Annotated in this window: 13 protein-coding genes; 10 read left to right on the plus strand and 3 right to left on the minus strand. The window is 57.1% G+C overall.

Annotated elements, in window-relative coordinates:
• Positions 1-426 precede the first annotated feature (426 nt).
• Entirely contained in the window at positions 427-687 is a 261-nt protein-coding gene (locus BMY49_RS17610; RefSeq protein WP_044630761.1) for a hypothetical protein, read from the plus strand.
• Positions 688-695: 8 nt separating this feature from the next.
• Here the strand turns inward: BMY49_RS17610 and BMY49_RS15505 are convergent, their stop codons facing one another.
• On the minus strand, positions 696-2,654 hold the full coding sequence (locus BMY49_RS15505; protein ID WP_089675979.1) for a ligand-gated channel protein: 1,959 nt from the start codon (positions 2,652-2,654) through the stop codon (positions 696-698).
• A gap of 190 nt (positions 2,655-2,844) precedes the next feature.
• Between BMY49_RS15505 and BMY49_RS15510 the strand changes: the two genes are divergently transcribed.
• The 5 genes from BMY49_RS15510 (at position 2,845) to BMY49_RS15530 (ending at position 8,874) form a co-directional block, all read left to right on the plus strand.
• The gene (locus BMY49_RS15510; protein ID WP_089675980.1) at positions 2,845-3,768 is read left to right on the plus strand and encodes a LysR family transcriptional regulator; all 924 of its coding nucleotides are present in this window, start codon (positions 2,845-2,847) and stop codon (positions 3,766-3,768) included.
• Positions 3,769-3,836: 68 nt separating this feature from the next.
• A complete protein-coding gene (locus BMY49_RS15515; protein WP_089675981.1) occupies positions 3,837-4,712 on the plus strand; it encodes an AEC family transporter in 876 nt (291 codons plus the stop codon).
• Between the two features lie 104 nt (positions 4,713-4,816).
• Positions 4,817-5,977, plus strand: a complete 1,161-nt coding sequence (locus BMY49_RS15520; RefSeq protein WP_058577515.1) for a PQQ-dependent sugar dehydrogenase — start codon at positions 4,817-4,819, stop codon at positions 5,975-5,977.
• A 36-nt stretch (positions 5,978-6,013) separates the two neighbouring features.
• On the plus strand, positions 6,014-7,459 hold the full coding sequence (locus BMY49_RS15525; protein ID WP_089675982.1) for a sensor histidine kinase: 1,446 nt from the start codon (positions 6,014-6,016) through the stop codon (positions 7,457-7,459).
• Positions 7,460-7,470: 11 nt separating this feature from the next.
• Positions 7,471-8,874 carry a sigma-54-dependent transcriptional regulator gene (locus tag BMY49_RS15530; protein ID WP_062362938.1) on the plus strand — a complete coding sequence of 468 codons (1,404 nt, stop codon included), beginning with the start codon at positions 7,471-7,473 and terminating at the stop codon, positions 8,872-8,874.
• A 39-nt stretch (positions 8,875-8,913) separates the two neighbouring features.
• Here the strand turns inward: BMY49_RS15530 and BMY49_RS17485 are convergent, their stop codons facing one another.
• Both BMY49_RS17485 and BMY49_RS15535 read right to left on the minus strand, forming a co-directional pair.
• Positions 8,914-9,090, minus strand: coding sequence for a hypothetical protein (locus BMY49_RS17485; RefSeq protein WP_167359384.1), 177 nt, complete (start codon positions 9,088-9,090; stop codon positions 8,914-8,916).
• 271 nt (positions 9,091-9,361) lie between these two features.
• Positions 9,362-9,778 (minus strand): hypothetical protein, encoded by a 417-nt coding sequence (locus BMY49_RS15535; RefSeq protein WP_062362941.1) that lies wholly within the window; start codon positions 9,776-9,778, stop codon positions 9,362-9,364.
• A gap of 396 nt (positions 9,779-10,174) precedes the next feature.
• Here BMY49_RS15535 and BMY49_RS15540 point away from each other — a divergent pair, with 396 nt between their 5' ends.
• From BMY49_RS15540 to BMY49_RS15555, 4 genes are all read left to right on the plus strand, one after another.
• Positions 10,175-11,377 (plus strand): quaternary amine ABC transporter ATP-binding protein, encoded by a 1,203-nt coding sequence (locus BMY49_RS15540; RefSeq protein ID WP_062362944.1) that lies wholly within the window; start codon positions 10,175-10,177, stop codon positions 11,375-11,377.
• Complete coding sequence (locus BMY49_RS15545) at positions 11,377-12,210, plus strand: ABC transporter permease (RefSeq protein ID WP_074210225.1); 834 nt, start codon at positions 11,377-11,379, stop codon at positions 12,208-12,210. Before BMY49_RS15540 ends, BMY49_RS15545 begins: the two co-directional genes overlap by 1 nt.
• Positions 12,211-12,360: 150 nt before the next feature.
• Positions 12,361-13,233: a glycine betaine ABC transporter substrate-binding protein gene (locus BMY49_RS15550; RefSeq protein ID WP_089675983.1), complete on the plus strand. Its 873-nt coding sequence runs from the start codon at positions 12,361-12,363 to the stop codon at positions 13,231-13,233.
• A gap of 230 nt (positions 13,234-13,463) precedes the next feature.
• Entirely contained in the window at positions 13,464-15,104 is a 1,641-nt protein-coding gene (locus tag BMY49_RS15555; protein WP_089675984.1) for a BCCT family transporter, read from the plus strand.
• The last annotated feature ends 384 nt before the right edge of the window (positions 15,105-15,488 follow it).

Here is a 15,488-nt window from a genome sequence, read left to right on the forward strand (position 1 = left end):
CGGCAGATCATCCTCGACTTCGGGCAGGATATCGGGCGCATGACGGTGCTCAAGACGCTGCGGAGCCGACTGCGTTATCCACGAGGAACGCCATGCTGACCGTCAATCGGCGACACTCTATCCACAAGCAGTTCCAAGCGACACGCGATCGCCAGATATGTCGTGCCTGGCGGGTGGAAAGGCATGACAAAACGGGCCGTCAGCACCGATCAGCACGGTGGGTTTTGGCAATAACGGGCTTGCGAAAGCCAACTTGCACGGGGCGAATGATCAAAAAGTGCTCGCTGGCGGTGATAGGGAAAGTGTCGGCGCCGGCTTCACGGATTCAGGTATATGTCAACGCACTCGCTTGGGTAGTATGAGCAGCGCGCCTTTTACTCGCCTTCGCATTTACCACCTTTCACTCATGTTAGGAAACAGCCTGTTATGACGGTGCCTTCACTTGCCCGCCCACTCCCCTTTGTACTGCTACTGGCCTTCTCACTCTTCGCCAGCACCGCGCTGGCCCAATCTGCCCCACGAGTCGAGCTGGCGAGCGTCAACCGGGAGCCGATTTATCAAGAGCTTAACCTGGTCGGCACGGTGAACTCCCTGGAGGATGCGCTGCTCTCCTCGTCGGTGGCCGGGCTGGTCGCGGGCATAAACAAACACGGCCACCCATCGGTGGCCGCGTCTATTGCCTACTGACAGGATGTTTAGAAAGCGACGTTCAGGCCCAGCCACACCCGGCGGCCGTCATCCACATAGCCGTATTCGTCGTAGGTGATGCGCTCATCAAACAGGTTGTAGATACCGGCGTTCACCGTGGTGCTATCGTTGAGCTGATAGCCAATACCCGCATCCACGAAGGTGTAGGACGGCGCGACAATCGCGCTTTGTGACGGCCCGGTGGTGGGCTGGCTCTCCTCACCCCGGTAGCTCACTTTGGTCCACTGGCTAAGCCGTGCGTTCACATCCCAATCCAACGTGGCCGACACCTGGTGGCGGGGCAGCTGGGTCAGCGGCTCGCCAGCGTACTCGCCGCTTTTCTGTTCGGAATCGGTGAAGGTGTAGCTGGCGGTAAGCGCTAGCGTGTCGGTCAGCGGTGCGCCTAGACTGGCCTCGACCCCTTGGGTCACCGCGTCATCGATGTTGACCCGGTACGTGGGGTCGCTGCCGAACTGGTTCGGGCCTGCATTGCAAATATCGATCGGGCAGGCGATACGGGTGATTTTGTCTTCGAAATCGTTATGGAACAGCGTGAGGCTGCCGTTCAGGCCTGCGTCGTTGCCGTACAGCAGGGCAATCTCTTTATTGAGCGAGGTTTCCGGCTCAAGGTCAGGGTTGCCGTATACATTACCGCCACGACTGATCTGCCCCCAGTCCGGGGTAATTTCCCGCAGGTTGGGGGAACGGTAGCCGGTGGATACGCCGCCTTTCAGGGTCCATTCAGGTGTCATGTTCCATACGCTGTAAAGGCGCGGGCTGAGGTGGCTGCCATAGTTGTCGTCATCGTCCAGGCGCAGCCCGCCGGTCAGTGCCCAGGCGTTTGTCAGCATCCACTCATCTTCCATAAACAGCGCCCACTGGCTGTTCTCAACCGCCGTACGGTCGGAGATTTGGTTGGTGGTGCCATCCTCCAGCGACTCCTCTTCCCAGCTCGCGCCGACGGTGAGCATGTGCATACCCAAGGGAATCACTACGCTGGTTTTCGCGGTGGTGTTGGTAATCTCGATATCCCGCGATTGGTTTTCGCTGCGCTCACGCTGTACGAAGGTTTCGCTGGTGCCCCAGTCGAAGCGGCCGCTATGGGTCAGCGCTACATGGCTATTGGTGTATTCACCGATACTGTCGGTGCAGCCGCCACGGCACCCTTCCGCAGGCGCCGAGCGCCCAACCAGCGAGCGGCGATCCTGCTCGGTGATCCCCGCTTCTGCAGTAAAGTCGTGGTTATCGCTGGCGGCCAGGCTTAGCCGTGCGGTCAGGCTTTGCAAGCTCTTCTCTTCGTAGCCGTTTTCAATATCGTCTTCGTCGCGTTCTGAGGTGCGGCCATACAGCTGCAGGCCTAAACGATCCGCCACCAGCGGCCCGCTTAGGTAGAAGTTGGCTTGGCGGCTGTCGCCGGAGGCGCTGTCTTCCTGCAGCACGGTATCGAGCTGGATATTGCCGTGCCAGGTATCCGCTACCTTGCGGGTAATCACGTTGATCACCCCGCCGATGGCATCGGAGCCGTATAGCGTTGACATCGGCCCGCGCACCACCTCGATACGCTCGATGGCTTGCAGCGGCAGCAGCCAATCCTGTTCGAAGCCTGCGCTGCCGTTGGGGCGTGATTCGCGGGAGTTTTGTGGGCGGCCATCCACCAGAATCAGCGTGTATTGGGAAGGCATACCGCGAATGGAGATGTCATTGCCGTTATCACCTGCCCCGCCTCCAGTCACTACCACGCCGGGGACATCCCGCAGCGCATCGGTGACGTTTTGATAGTGACCACGCTCCAGCTCTTCGCGGGAGATGACGCTGATTGAGGCGGGCGCACTGCTAATTTGCTGCTCAAAGCCAGAAGCGGTGACCACGATATCGTTGAGCTGAGGCGTTTCTTGAGCCGCAACTGCCCCGCAGGCGAGAGATGAGATAGCGCTGGCCAGCAGCGTACGGCGCAAACGTAAAGACATAGCGGGTTCCTTTGAATTGAAAGAGCACTCATACTTAAATACGAATTATTAGCATTTGTATTTTTGCATACTCTTTGCACAAAGAGGCGGGACGGTGCGTTCAACCAATCGGAACAGAAATGTCAATTATTTTCATTCAAACAATTAAGTGGCACAATGGCGTGACCTCGTTCCCCCAGTGGCCCCGACTATGTACGATTTTGATGAACTCGCCGCTTTTGCCGATGTGATGACCACCGGCAGCCTGACGCGCAGCGCACAGAAGCTCGGGCTTGCTAAATCCACGTTAAGCCGGCGCATTAGTCAGCTAGAGGCGCGCCTGAACCAGCCGCTGCTGCGTCGCCAAGCGAACCGTTTGATTCCCACCGAAGCGGGCCTGCTGTTTCATCAGTACTGCACCGAACTGCTGGCCATGGCCGCCCATAGCCAAGAGGCGCTGGCGGAGCTGCGCGAGGAGATCAGCGGTAAAGTGACGCTGGAGGTACACGGTGCGCTGGCCCGAGGCTGGATGGCGGGGGTGATGGATGCGTTTTTAACCCGCTACCCCAAGGTCGAGCTAACCTTACACACCCGGGAAACGCCGCCTAGTAAAATGCACAGCAATAGCGTGCATATCTGGCTAGGCGCTACCCATGAATGTGGCTTGAACCAAGAGCGCCTGGGGCACCTCACTCGTGGCTTATATGCCAGCCCCAACTATTTAGCCCGCGCGGGCACGCCGCACCACCCCAGCGAACTCGCTTCACATGCGTGGATTGACCTGTTGGATACCGCCTCCAGCGGCCTGCTGCTACATCACCCCGAACACGCCGACTACCTGTTCAACGCGCCCCGCTCGCGGCTCCGGGTAGATCTCACGGCGTTGCACATCGATGCCATTGCCTATGGCCAAGGGATCGGCCTGCTGCCCCACTGGGTGGTCGAGAAACGCGAACGCCACCACCCTGGGGATCTGGTCAACTGCCTGCCTGGCTGGGAGCCCGCCCCCTTACCCGTGACGCTGCTGTATGCCTATGGGCATCACTCACGCCGGGTCAACGCGCTGCTGGACTTTCTGCGTGACCAGGTGCCTAACGAGTGGCAAACCCACGCAAACGCCGTTTACGCCCATTAGCAATTCGCCTTGCCAGTTAGCCGCCTAATTACCCACAATAGGCGGCCGATGATCGTCAAGGAACGTTAATGCTCGCTGAACTCTTCGCCGTCATGGCGCCAGTGCTGGCCGGTGCCGGGCTGGGTTTTTTATGGGTACGCTTAGGGCAACCCTACCCCGTCGATTTTATTACGCGTTTGGTATTCAACATTGGCACCCCTGCGTTGGTACTGGCGTCGCTCTCTGGTGCCAACATTGATGCCGGCACCTTTGGGCAGATGATGCTGGCCACCGCGCTGGTCATTATCAGCATGGGGGCAGCCAGCTTTGCCGTGGCCAAACTGCTGCGTCGAGATTGGCGGGTACTGATCGCGCCGATGATGTATCCCAACACGGGTAATATGGGGCTGCCTGTCGTGCTTTACGCTTTCGGCAGCGCAGGTTTTGCTTACGGTATTACGGTGATGGTGACGGTATCGCTGTTTCAGTTCACCTTAGGAGCCGTGCTCAGCAGTAGCGGAAACCCGATTAAAACGCTGATTAAAACCCCCACGGTTTATGCCATCTTAATTTCCATGACCCTGCTGTTGACCGACACGCCGCTCCCGCTATGGATGGCCAACACCGTTGATTTAATGTCTGGGTTCACAGTACCGCTGATGCTCATCACCCTCGGTGTATCGCTCGCTAGTATTCAGGTGGAAAACTTACGCTCAGGGGTTGGCTTTAGCTTGATCCGTATCCCTCTGGCCGCCGCTGCCGCTTGGTTTATTTCTGGTTGGCTTGGCTTACCGCCGCTGGCGCAGAGCATTTTGGTGGTGCAAATGTGCATGCCCGTGGCGGTATTCAACTATCTGTTTGCCCAGCGCGCCCGGCGCGACCCCGCTTATGTGGCCAGTTTAGTCTTCTGCTCAACGCTCATGGCGCTGATCTATTTACCGATACTGTTGGCACTGTTGATGTAGCGCCGGGGAACCCCCGGCCGCTTACGGCAGTCACTGCTAGACTTAGACTCTGATCCAGCGCTAACAGAGGACACTCGATGCCAACTCGATACGCTACGCCGTTGATGACCCCACACCGCTCGCTACGTTTACAGGCTAAACGCTGGGTGGCTCCTTCCCTGGTGGGGCTGATGCTTGCCAGCACTGCCCAGGCAGAGGTGGTTCATGATGCCCTGGAAACCGACCACTTCGCTATTACCATTGAGCGCGTGGCCAATGGCTTTGCGAACCCCTGGGCAGTGGCGTTTCTTCCCGATGGTCGCTACTTGGTGAGCGAGCGCAGCGGTGAGTTAAATCTCGTTGACTCTGACGGGCAAACGCAAGTGCTTGAAGGCATGCCCCGCGTCAGCCAAAACGGCCAGGGAGGCCTGCTCGATGTGGCCCTGCACCCTGAGTTTGGCGATGGCGAGCACGATTGGATCTACTTTACTTGGAGCAAGCCTGAGGGCGATAACAGCCGTTCAGCGCTCTCCCGCGTTAAGTGGAAAGGGGATTCGTTAGGCGACGTTGAGCACCTTTTCGAGCAGGATCGCGCCTCCTCTCCCGGCCGACACTACGGCTCCCGTTTGGCATGGCTCAAAGATGGCACGCTGCTGATGAGCATCGGAGACCGCGGCGTAGACCCTTCTCGCGCTCAGGCCAGCGATGACCACGCAGGCTCTACCCTTCGGCTCACCGAGACCGGAGAGGCCCCTGGCGATAATCCCTTTGTGGATGACGACGATACACTGGATGAAATTTACACCATGGGCAATCGCAATATTCAGGGCATGACCGTTCTCAGCAATGGTGAACCTTGGGCCACCGAGCACGGCCCGCGAACGGGTGATGAGCTGAATCAGATTGTGCCTGGCAATAACTACGGCTGGCCGGAGGTGAGTTTAGGCAATGACTATAGTACCAACGAGCCGATAGGCGTTGAATCTAAGCCTGGCATGGTTGACCCGGTGTATCGCTTTGATGGGCGCTTTGCCCCCTCAGGTCTTGCCGAGGTGACTAGCGATGCCTTTGAGCCCTGGCAAGGAAGCCTGCTGGCGGGTGGTCTGGGCAGCCAAAAGCTGCTGCGCCTTACCCTTGAAGAGGGCCAAGTGGCCGGTGAAGAGCTGATTTTAGAAGGTGAGATCGGCCGTATTCGCGATGTGCGCCAAGGGCCAGATGAAGCGATTTATTTGCTAACCGACGGCGGCCAAGGCAGCCTTTATCGCTTGACGCCCACACAGCGCTAACCTTGTTCGACTCCCGAGACACCACCAGGAAGCACGATGCGATTACGTAACCTCATCATCTTAACGGTCATCGTGCCGCTCTTCGTGATCCTGGTGGTGTTTAGTCTGGTGGCGATCAAATCGCTGGAAGACAACGTTCGCTCCAAGCTGCAAACCGAAGTCGAGATCATTACTCGCGCGCTGAGCACGTCGTTGAGCTATGCGGTGGCTCGAGACAGCGCCACGCCGCTAGAAGAGGCGCTGCAGTCGGCGTTTTCGTTTCACCGCATCTACGGGGCCTACGTATTCGATACCCAAGGCCGTGAGGTATACGGCCTTGGGCTGGGTAAAGATCTGTTCACACCGGAAGAGATTCAGCAGGTCATCGAGCGCGACGACCTGCACAGCAGCTACCGACAACAGGAAGGTTGGACCTACTACTCTGCTCTCACGCCACTACGCACCCAAGATGGCACTGTGCAAGGGGTGCTGCAGGTGAACCGACTCAATACCGGCATTGAGAATTACACCGGGTTTATCAGCATTGTGGCCGTGCTGGTCTTCGTGATTGGCGCGGCGGGCATCGTGTTCAGCATTTGGTGGGGGTTTCGTCACTACATCGAGCGGCCGCTCAACCGTCTGTTGCGCGTCATGCTGCTAGTGGAAGATGGCGACCGCAGCCAACGGGCCACAGTAGACGGCCCGACGGAGTATCGCCGTTTAGCGTCGGGCTTGAACGGCATGCTGGACGCTATGGCCGAAAAAGATCGTGATATCGATGCTCGCCAACGGAGAGAAATCGAGCTGGAAAAACGCCTGCGCAAATCCAAAAAGCTGGCAGAGCTTGGCGTGTTGGCCGCCGGGGTGGCCCACGAAATTGGCGCACCGCTGACAGTCATCAACGGCCAGGCCCAGCGGTTGGCCCGCAGGGATACGATTGGCGACGACGAGCGTGCTAGGCTTGGCCGGATTCGCGGCGAGGTAGAGCGAATCGTCGAAATTGTTCGCCAACTGATGGAATTAGGTCGACAACATAACGTGGAGAAAGGACACCAAGCCCTTGACCAGCTTATCATTAGTGCCAGCGAGCTAGTCGAGGAGGAGCTGGAACCACGAAATATCTATCTGGATATTGATCTTCCGTCCCCTCCCCCCCATTTATTAGTTAACGGTCAACAAATTGTGCAGGTGCTGACCAACTTATTACGCAACGCCGCCCAAGCCCCGGACGTTAGCCATATTCGTGTTCGCGCCCAGTCGCACAGCGACGAGCTTACGGTATGGGTCGAAGATAACGGGTCAGGCATACCGACTTCGCATCATCATCAAGTGTTCGACCCCTTTTTCACCACCAAGCCGGTGGGCCAGGGCAGCGGCTTGGGACTATCGATGGTGCACCGCATTATTAACGACCACGGTGGGACGATTGGCGTATTTGACAGCGCGCTTGGCGGTGCTGGCTTTGAAATTACGCTTCCCCTTAGTGAAACCGCATCCGCTTGAGGACGACGTTTGTGACCCATCAGGAACACCTTTTACCGTTATTGGTGGTGGAAGATGACGCCGCTATCCGTGAGTTATTAGAGGAAGAGCTCAACGACGCGGGCTATGACACACTGGGTGTCCCCAGCGCTGAAGAGGCCATTGCCCTGCTTAGCCACACGCCAGTGGCCATGATGATTACCGATGTACGGCTCCCCGGCATGACGGGCATTCAACTGCTGCAGCAGCTACGCCAGAGTGGCAGCGAGCTAGGCATTATTGTCATTACCGCGTTTGGCACGATTGACCAGGCGGTAGAAGCCTTAAAGCTTGGCGCAGATGATTTTTTAACTAAGCCACTTGATTTAGATGCTATCCGCGAAGCCGTATTTCGCGTACTGGAGCGACAGCGTTTGTCCCTTCCCCACGATGCGGAACTCAGTCACTTCCACGGTATTGTGGGTAAAAGCCAAGCCATGCAGTCACTGTTCCACGATGCGTCTCGATTAGCCAAAAGCGATGCACCTATTTTGATCCTGGGTGAAAGCGGCACGGGTAAAGAGTTGCTGGCCCGCGCCATTCACCAAGAAAGTAGCCGCCACGAAGCACCTTTCGTTCCCGTTAACTGCGCCAGCATTCCCGCCGACTTGATGGAGAGCGAGTTTTTTGGTCATGTGAAAGGTGCCTTTACCGGTGCTAACGAGGCCAGAAAAGGACTGTTTCATAGCGCCCAGGGCGGCAGCCTGTTTCTCGATGAGATTGGCGAAATGCCGATCAATCTGCAGGCCAAGCTACTACGCGCCCTGCAAGAGAAAACCGTTCGCCCCGTGGGCGGCGAGCGTGAGGAACCAGTAGATGTGCGCATCATTGCCGCTACGCACCGCCACTTGGAAAAAGAGATTGAGCAGGAGAACTTTCGCAGTGACTTGTTCTACCGCTTAGAGACATTCTCACTGCGCATTCCACCGCTACGCGAGCGCGGCACGGATATCGAACACTTGGTGTTCGCACTGATTGATAAGCACGCAGAAGCCCAAGGCAAACAGATCGAACAGATCGAGCCAGAGGCGCTCAATAGCCTGCTGAACTACACCTACCCTGGTAATGTGCGTGAGCTGGAAAATGCAGTTATGCGCGCGGTAACGCTCAGCGAAGCGGGCGTACTGCAGCATCAGGATTTACCTGAGCGCCTGCGCGAACAGTCTAGCCAGCAAAAAAGCAGTGCCGACAGTACCCCAACGCTAAGCGGCGAGGTGCTACCCGGCACGCAGATTCCTGCCCCGGCGCCTGCCCGTTGGCCAAGTTTGGAAGAGGTGGAAAAGCGCTATATTCGCAAAGTGTTAGAAGCGACAGGGGGAAATAAACGGCGGACGGCCGAAGTATTAGGCATCGCCCGCCGCACTCTTTATCGGCGTTTGGAAGATAGCGAGGAGTAAGTCCAAGCCGGTCGCACTCGCCGACCGGCTTTTTCATGCTTACTCCGGGTCACTCACGCCATCGCCGGTCGACTCACGTGTCGCTTGCCCATCATTCGACATGGGGCCGGTATCCATGGGCTCTTGAGGTTCGTCGGTCGGTACTTTCGAATCGGTGGTCGGTGCTTCGGAATCACCGCAGCCTGTCAGCACGCCCGCCATGAGCAGTGCGCTCAACAGTAGCGCCGTCCCACGCGCATTGCGTCATCATGACATCATGTCCATTCTCCTTCCTTGTTCATGGGCTAGCAGCCGCCAAAGCAGCGTCTGCTCCCCCTAACCTTACCGGCTGACTGGTAACTTGTAACCGCCCAAACTCACCGTCATACGCTTTAAACAAGCAAAAAAAGCCCCCGCGGGCGCGGGGGCGAAAGGATGATAAACCGTGTGGAGCAGCCGCAGGGAACAGACAGCTGGGTTGGCTTACCATCGTAGGGAGCGTTGACGGCTATTGGCCGTTAGTCATGTCGTCTTCATCATCGGTAGTGTTAACGTCGTCGGTAGTGGTCTCGCTAGCACCGGGCATGGGATCGGTGCCTTCACCGAAACCAGGATTCTCTTCAGGATCGTTGACAGCGCCCGCTTGGGTATTCTCACTCGGCATTGGCTCTTGCGTCGCCGCGGGATCTTCGCCCAAGCCCGGGTCTTCATTCATCGGCTCGTCTGCCATGGTAGGCTCGTTCCCGGTAGCCGGAGCCGTCGTGGTCGTCGCATCCTGCTCCATGGTGTCAGGTTGCTGCGCCGGGGGCATTTCATCTTCGCCGTTGCCACACCCCGCCAGGGCCAAGGTGCTGACGGTTGCAGCTAACATGCACAGTGTCAGCACACGTGGACGCTTGCGCGATTGGCTCACTTGTTTATCCATAAAGATTGCCTCCTTTTTCGACTAACGTGCTTGCGTCACTTGCCAAGCTTTTCTAAAAAGGCACATTCACACTTCATGCCAACATTGAAAAAAATACATTTATATTTAAAAAAACAATAGCTTATTAAAAAATCGTAGCCACCGTTCGCTGTCACGACAGGGTCATGGGCGTGGGTTCAAAATGGCACATGTGGCGTAATATGGCCTGGCTGGCGGGCGCGTTGTGACACATCCCACCCATTTATGTATAATAATTTTTAATAATTTATTAAACATAACCTCATCTTCTACTTATGAACCGTTTTGTGTCGCTGCTTGCAGGGAGCACGTAAAGGCCGCAGGTAAGCGCATTGAGTAACGACACAAGGCTGCTCATTCAATCAAAAGGCACCGCTGATGGACGAGACACGCCCTGTCAAAATTCAGGTACGCGGCTTGAGCAAGGTATTTGGCAAGCAGCCCAAAAAAGCCCTTGAGCTACGCGACCAAGGCCTTAAGCGCCCCGAAATTCTTGAGAAAACGGGCCAAACCTTAGGCTTATCCGATATCTCCTTCGATGTCTACGAAGGTGAATTGCTGGTGATTATGGGCCTATCCGGCTCAGGTAAATCCACGCTGATACGCTGCCTTAACCGTCTAATCGACACCACCGAAGGCGAGATCGTTATTGATGGCGAAAATATCCCGACATTGGGAGAGAAAGCGCTATTAGAGTGTCGCCGCCGCCACTTCTCGATGGTTTTCCAAAACTTCGCCCTGTTCCCCCATCGCACGGTTCAACAGAACGCCGAGTTCGGCCTGGAAATTCGCGGCGTCGAAAAATCGGAGCGCCAGTCGATTGCTCATAACGCGCTGAAGCAGGTGGGCTTAGAAGGCTGGGAAGACGCCTACCCCAATCAACTATCAGGTGGTATGCAGCAACGCGTTGGGCTTGCTCGCGCCCTGGCGAACGATGCCAGCGTGCTCTTAATGGACGAGGCGTTCTCGGCCCTCGACCCGCTGATCCGTAAGGATATGCAGCAAGAGCTACTGCAGCTGCAAAGCAAAATGCAGAAGACCACTGTCTTCATCACCCACGACCTCGATGAAGCGCTCAATATCGGCGACCGCATCGTGCTGCTGAAAGATGGTGAAGTCGTACAAATTGGCACGCCAGAAGAGATTCTGACCAAGCCCGCCGATGACTACGTCCGCCGCTTTATTGAAGGGGTGGACCGCTCGCGCATTCTGACCGCCGAGAGCGCCATGCGCCCGGTACGCACCACCGCACGCGACAGCGATGGCCCACGTACAGCGCTGCATCGGATGCGCGATCACAGCATTGACTCCATCTACGTCACTGACCGTGACCGTCAGTTGTTAGGCCTGCTGGAAGCGGACGCTGCCAGCCGCGCCATTGAGGCAAAAGCCGAGACCATTACCGACCATCTGACTCAAGATTTCCGCAAAGTGCCGCCAGACGAGCCGCTGCAAAACCTCTTCGCCATGTTTAGCGAAAAGAGTTACCCGATTGCCGTGGTGGATGAGCAGCAGCGCCTGCTGGGCGTTGTAGTGAAAGGCGCAGTCCTGGATGAACTGGCACGAGCAGGAGAACAGTAATGGAGATAACACGCATTCCTTTAGGTAGCTGGATCGAAAGCGGCCTGACGTGGCTGACAAGTGAATATTCGGTGGTTACCCGCGGCATTTCCCGCGTGACACAGACAGGGATCAACAGCCTCAACGATGGCCTAATGTGGCTACCCGAGTGGGCGCTACTGGCGATTATTGCACTGCTGTGCTGGAAACTCGCCAGCACTCGCCTGGCCATTGGTGCGGTTGCCGGGCTGGCTTTGATCTGGAACCTAGGGCTTTGGAACCCGATGATCGAGACGCTGACGCTGGTGGTGATTGCCACGCTGGTCGCAGTAGTCATCGCCCTGCCTGTGGGGATTGCCGCCGCACTATCGGAGCGGCTCTACCGGGTGATCATGCCAGTGCTGGACTTTATGCAGACCATGCCAGCGTTTGTGTATCTGATCCCTGCCATTCCATTTTTCGGTATTGGCTCGGTGTCGGCGATTTTTGCCACGGTCATTTTCTCCATGCCCCCCGCGATTCGCTTTACCACTCTAGGTATTCGTCAGGTGCCGGTGGAGCTCATTGAAGCCTCCGATGCCTATGGCGCCACGCGTGGTCAAAAGCTGTTCAAGGTACAGCTGCCGCTGTCGCTGCCCACGGTGATGGCGGGCATCAACCAAACCATCATGCTGGCACTGTCGATGGTGGTCATTGCCGCCATGATCGGCGCCGATGGTTTGGGTAGCGAAGTCTGGCGAGCCATTCAGCGTTTGCGTCCAGGGGATGGCTTCGAAGCCGGGATTGCCGTGGTCATTCTAGCCATGCTGCTGGATCGTCTGACGCAGTCGCTGCGCAAATCGCGCCGCTCATAGCCGCTCTCGGCGCTGCGTTGACCATGGCATTTGATCCCTCCGTGATGATTGACCATGCTGAAAGCGCCAAAAGGTAATTTACGTTAAACCACAACACACTATTTATACTGCAGTGGCGCTCGCCACTGCCCATCAACAGGGAGCAAGTGAATGAAAACTCGTACGTTGAATCACCGCATCCGTCTCGCCTCATTAGCCCTCGTCGCTGGCACAGGTCTCGCTGCCGGCAGCATGGCCCACGCCCAAGATCAAGGCACGGTCAACTTGGCCTATGTCGAGTGGTCCTCTGAAGTCGCTTCCACTAACGTCATTGCTGCGGTTCTCGAGCAGGCAGGGTTCGAGGTGGAACTGACCTCGCTGTCCGCAGCGGCCATGTTCCAAGCCCTCTCCACGGGTGATGCCGATGCCATCGTCGCCGCTTGGCTGCCCACCACTCACGCAGAGTACATGGAGCGTGTCGGTGACAATACCGAAGACTTAGGCCCCAATCTGGATGGCACCAAGCTCGGCTTGGTCGTACCTGAGTACACCGACGTGGACTCCATCGCCGATCTGAACGACAACGCCGACAGCTTCAACGGCGAGATCATCGGTATTGACCCCGGTGCCGGCCTGATGGCACTCACCGAAGAGGTCGTGGATACCTATGACCTCGGGCTGAACCTGCGCAGCGGCAGCGGTGCTACCATGACGGCTGCTTTGGCCAGTGCCATCCAAAACGAAGAGGATGTGGTCGTCACTGGCTGGACGCCGCATTGGATGTTTGCTCGGTTCGATCTGAAGTACCTCGAAGACCCAGAAAACGTCTACGGCGGTGCCGAGCAGATCCATACCGTCGTACGTAGCGGTCTGGAAGAAGACATGCCAGAAGCCTACGCCATTCTGGATGCCTTCGAGTGGACGCCCGAGCAGATGGGCGAGGTGATGCTGATGAACCAAGAAGATGGCAGCGACCCCTACGAAAATGCCAAGCAGTGGGTAGAAGAGAACCAAGACGTGGTCGAGCAGTGGCTCAACGGCTAGTCATACTCTGCCCGAGCGTTAAATGACAGAGGGCTTCGGCCCTCTGTCGTCGTTGTAAATGTGACGTTTTTTCGTGCTAATGTGCCCGCGCGTTGAACAAAGATTAAGCAACGTTTGCTACTGTTACTGATGTAATACACGCCTGCTAACGCATTGGTGATTGGCCAGAAGGTAACTGCTGGCCCATCCAGGTGCGTTTGGCGGTTTCTGTCCGACATGGAGAGGCTCCCGTGGATAATCCTGACTCTAAGCATCCCGCTGATGAGCCGGTATCAGAAGGCATCCCCGCCCCTGATGGTCCGGCTAACCTGATCGATACCGATTATGTGATCGGCCAAGACAACATTACGACGAGTGCAATGGGCTTCAACCTTGACCTACACGGCAAGGTATTCACCATTTCGTCACTCGTGGTACTGCTGTTCGTCATACTCACCTTGGCACTGCAAGATACGATTTCTCCGATCTACGACGCCGTTTTTGGCTTCCTGACCGGCAATCTGGCTTGGTTCTTTATTTTGGCCGCCAATATCTTCGTTCTGCTTTGTCTGGGCCTGATCGTATCGCCGTTGGGCAAGATTCGCATCGGCGGAGCGGACGCCAAGCCTGATTTCACTTATACCGGCTGGTTTTCCATGCTGTTTGCGGCGGGTATGGGCATTGGGCTAATGTTCTTTGGCGTCAATGAGCCGCTGACCCACTTCGGCACCTCTTTGGAGGGTGGCGACTGGGCACCGTTGGCTGGCGCTGAGGGCGATACGGCAGGCGCAGCGGCGCTGGGCATGGCGGCAACGATCTTCCACTGGGGTCTGCATCCGTGGGCGATTTATGCCGTGGTGGCTCTGTCATTGGCGCTATTCTCGTTCAACAAAGGCTTGCCGCTCTCCATGCGCTCGGTGTTCTACCCGCTACTGGGTGAACGCGTTTGGGGTTGGCCGGGCCACTTGATCGACATTCTGGCGGTGTTTGCCACACTGTTTGGTCTGGCCACGTCACTGGGGCTGGGCGCTACCCAGGCCGCTGCTGGCTTGACCTATCTGTTTGGCGCGCCGGAAAGTGATATCACGATGATTCTGCTCATCATCGGTATCACGATAATAGCGACTGGCTCGATCGTTGCCGGTGTCGACAAGGGCGTACAGCTGCTGTCGAAAATCAACATCGCCATGGCTGCCGCGCTGCTGTTCTTCGTGATCGGTGTCGGCCCGACGCTGCTGATTGCCACTGGTTTCTTCGAGAACCTGGTGAACTATGTGGTTCATCTTCCGGCCCTCTCCAACCCCTTTGGCCGTGAAGATGCCAACTTCAGCCAAGGCTGGACGGCCTTCTACTGGGCCTGGTGGATCTCCTGGTCACCCTACGTCGGCATGTTCATCGCGCGGGTTTCCCGTGGCCGTACCGTTCGTGAATTCCTGATCTCGGTGCTGCTGGTGCCTTCGGTCGTCTCGGTACTGTGGATGACGACCTTCGGTGGCACTGCCATCGACCAGTACGTGAGCCAGGGTATCGAAGCCGTGCGTGACGCCGGTGTGGACCTGCAGCTGTTCGTGATGCTGGAGCAGTTGCCGCTGTCGCAGATCACCTCGTTCATTGCGATTCTGCTGGTCATCATCTTCTTCGTGACCTCGTCTGACTCGGGCTCGCTGGTCATCGACTCCATTACCGCAGGTGGCAAGGTCGATGCACCGAAACCGCAGCGTGTGTTCTGGGCGATCATCGAAGGCGCGATTGCCATTGCACTGCTGCTGGGGGGCGGTTTGACGGCCCTGCAAACCATGGCCGTGTCGACCGGGTTCCCGTTCACCATCATTCTACTGGTGGCCTGCTACGCCATCATCAAAGGCTTGATGAGCGAACCCAAAGCAGTGTAAGTAACAGCTTCAACTCGGCAAGACGTCAACGGGCAGCCCAAGGGCTGCCCGTTTTATTATGGTGCGCCAGGCATGGCGCGCAGCGCCAATTAGGCGCTATCCGGTCCGCCGTGGTGGTTGGCCGGATGACTTGGGGGTGAAAGTCCCCTACGGACCCTGATAGCGGGAACCGTTAGCTGAACAGCAAGGGTGTTCGTCGTGAGGCGGAATCTGAAGGAAGCTGTAGGCAAACTCCTGGCCCGACGAACAGGAACCGCATATGAGGCAGCCACATCTGGGCGAGAGGGCCATGAAACTCGAAGCCCAATAGCTATCCAGAAGATGTGGAAGTAGATGCGGCGGGTAGATGGGAGGAAGGTCGCGCGTCTTACCCTGGGAGGCCTG

The sequence above is a fragment of the Vreelandella aquamarina genome, assembly GCF_900110265.1.
GTDB lineage: Bacteria > Pseudomonadota > Gammaproteobacteria > Pseudomonadales > Halomonadaceae > Vreelandella > Vreelandella aquamarina.

Coding starts and splice junctions, on each gene's coding strand:
- BMY49_RS17610 (WP_044630761.1), top strand. CDS start 427: ATGACGGTGCCTTCACTTGCCCGCCCACTCCCCTTTGTACTGCTACTG.
- BMY49_RS15505 (WP_089675979.1), bottom strand. CDS start 2,654: ATGTCTTTACGTTTGCGCCGTACGCTGCTGGCCAGCGCTATCTCATCT.
- BMY49_RS15510 (WP_089675980.1), top strand. CDS start 2,845: ATGTACGATTTTGATGAACTCGCCGCTTTTGCCGATGTGATGACCACC.
- BMY49_RS15515 (WP_089675981.1), top strand. CDS start 3,837: ATGCTCGCTGAACTCTTCGCCGTCATGGCGCCAGTGCTGGCCGGTGCC.
- BMY49_RS15520 (WP_058577515.1), top strand. CDS start 4,817: ATGACCCCACACCGCTCGCTACGTTTACAGGCTAAACGCTGGGTGGCT.
- BMY49_RS15525 (WP_089675982.1), top strand. CDS start 6,014: ATGCGATTACGTAACCTCATCATCTTAACGGTCATCGTGCCGCTCTTC.
- BMY49_RS15535 (WP_062362941.1), bottom strand. CDS start 9,778: ATGGATAAACAAGTGAGCCAATCGCGCAAGCGTCCACGTGTGCTGACA.
- BMY49_RS15540 (WP_062362944.1), top strand. CDS start 10,175: ATGGACGAGACACGCCCTGTCAAAATTCAGGTACGCGGCTTGAGCAAG.
- BMY49_RS15545 (WP_074210225.1), top strand. CDS start 11,377: ATGGAGATAACACGCATTCCTTTAGGTAGCTGGATCGAAAGCGGCCTG.
- BMY49_RS15550 (WP_089675983.1), top strand. CDS start 12,361: ATGAAAACTCGTACGTTGAATCACCGCATCCGTCTCGCCTCATTAGCC.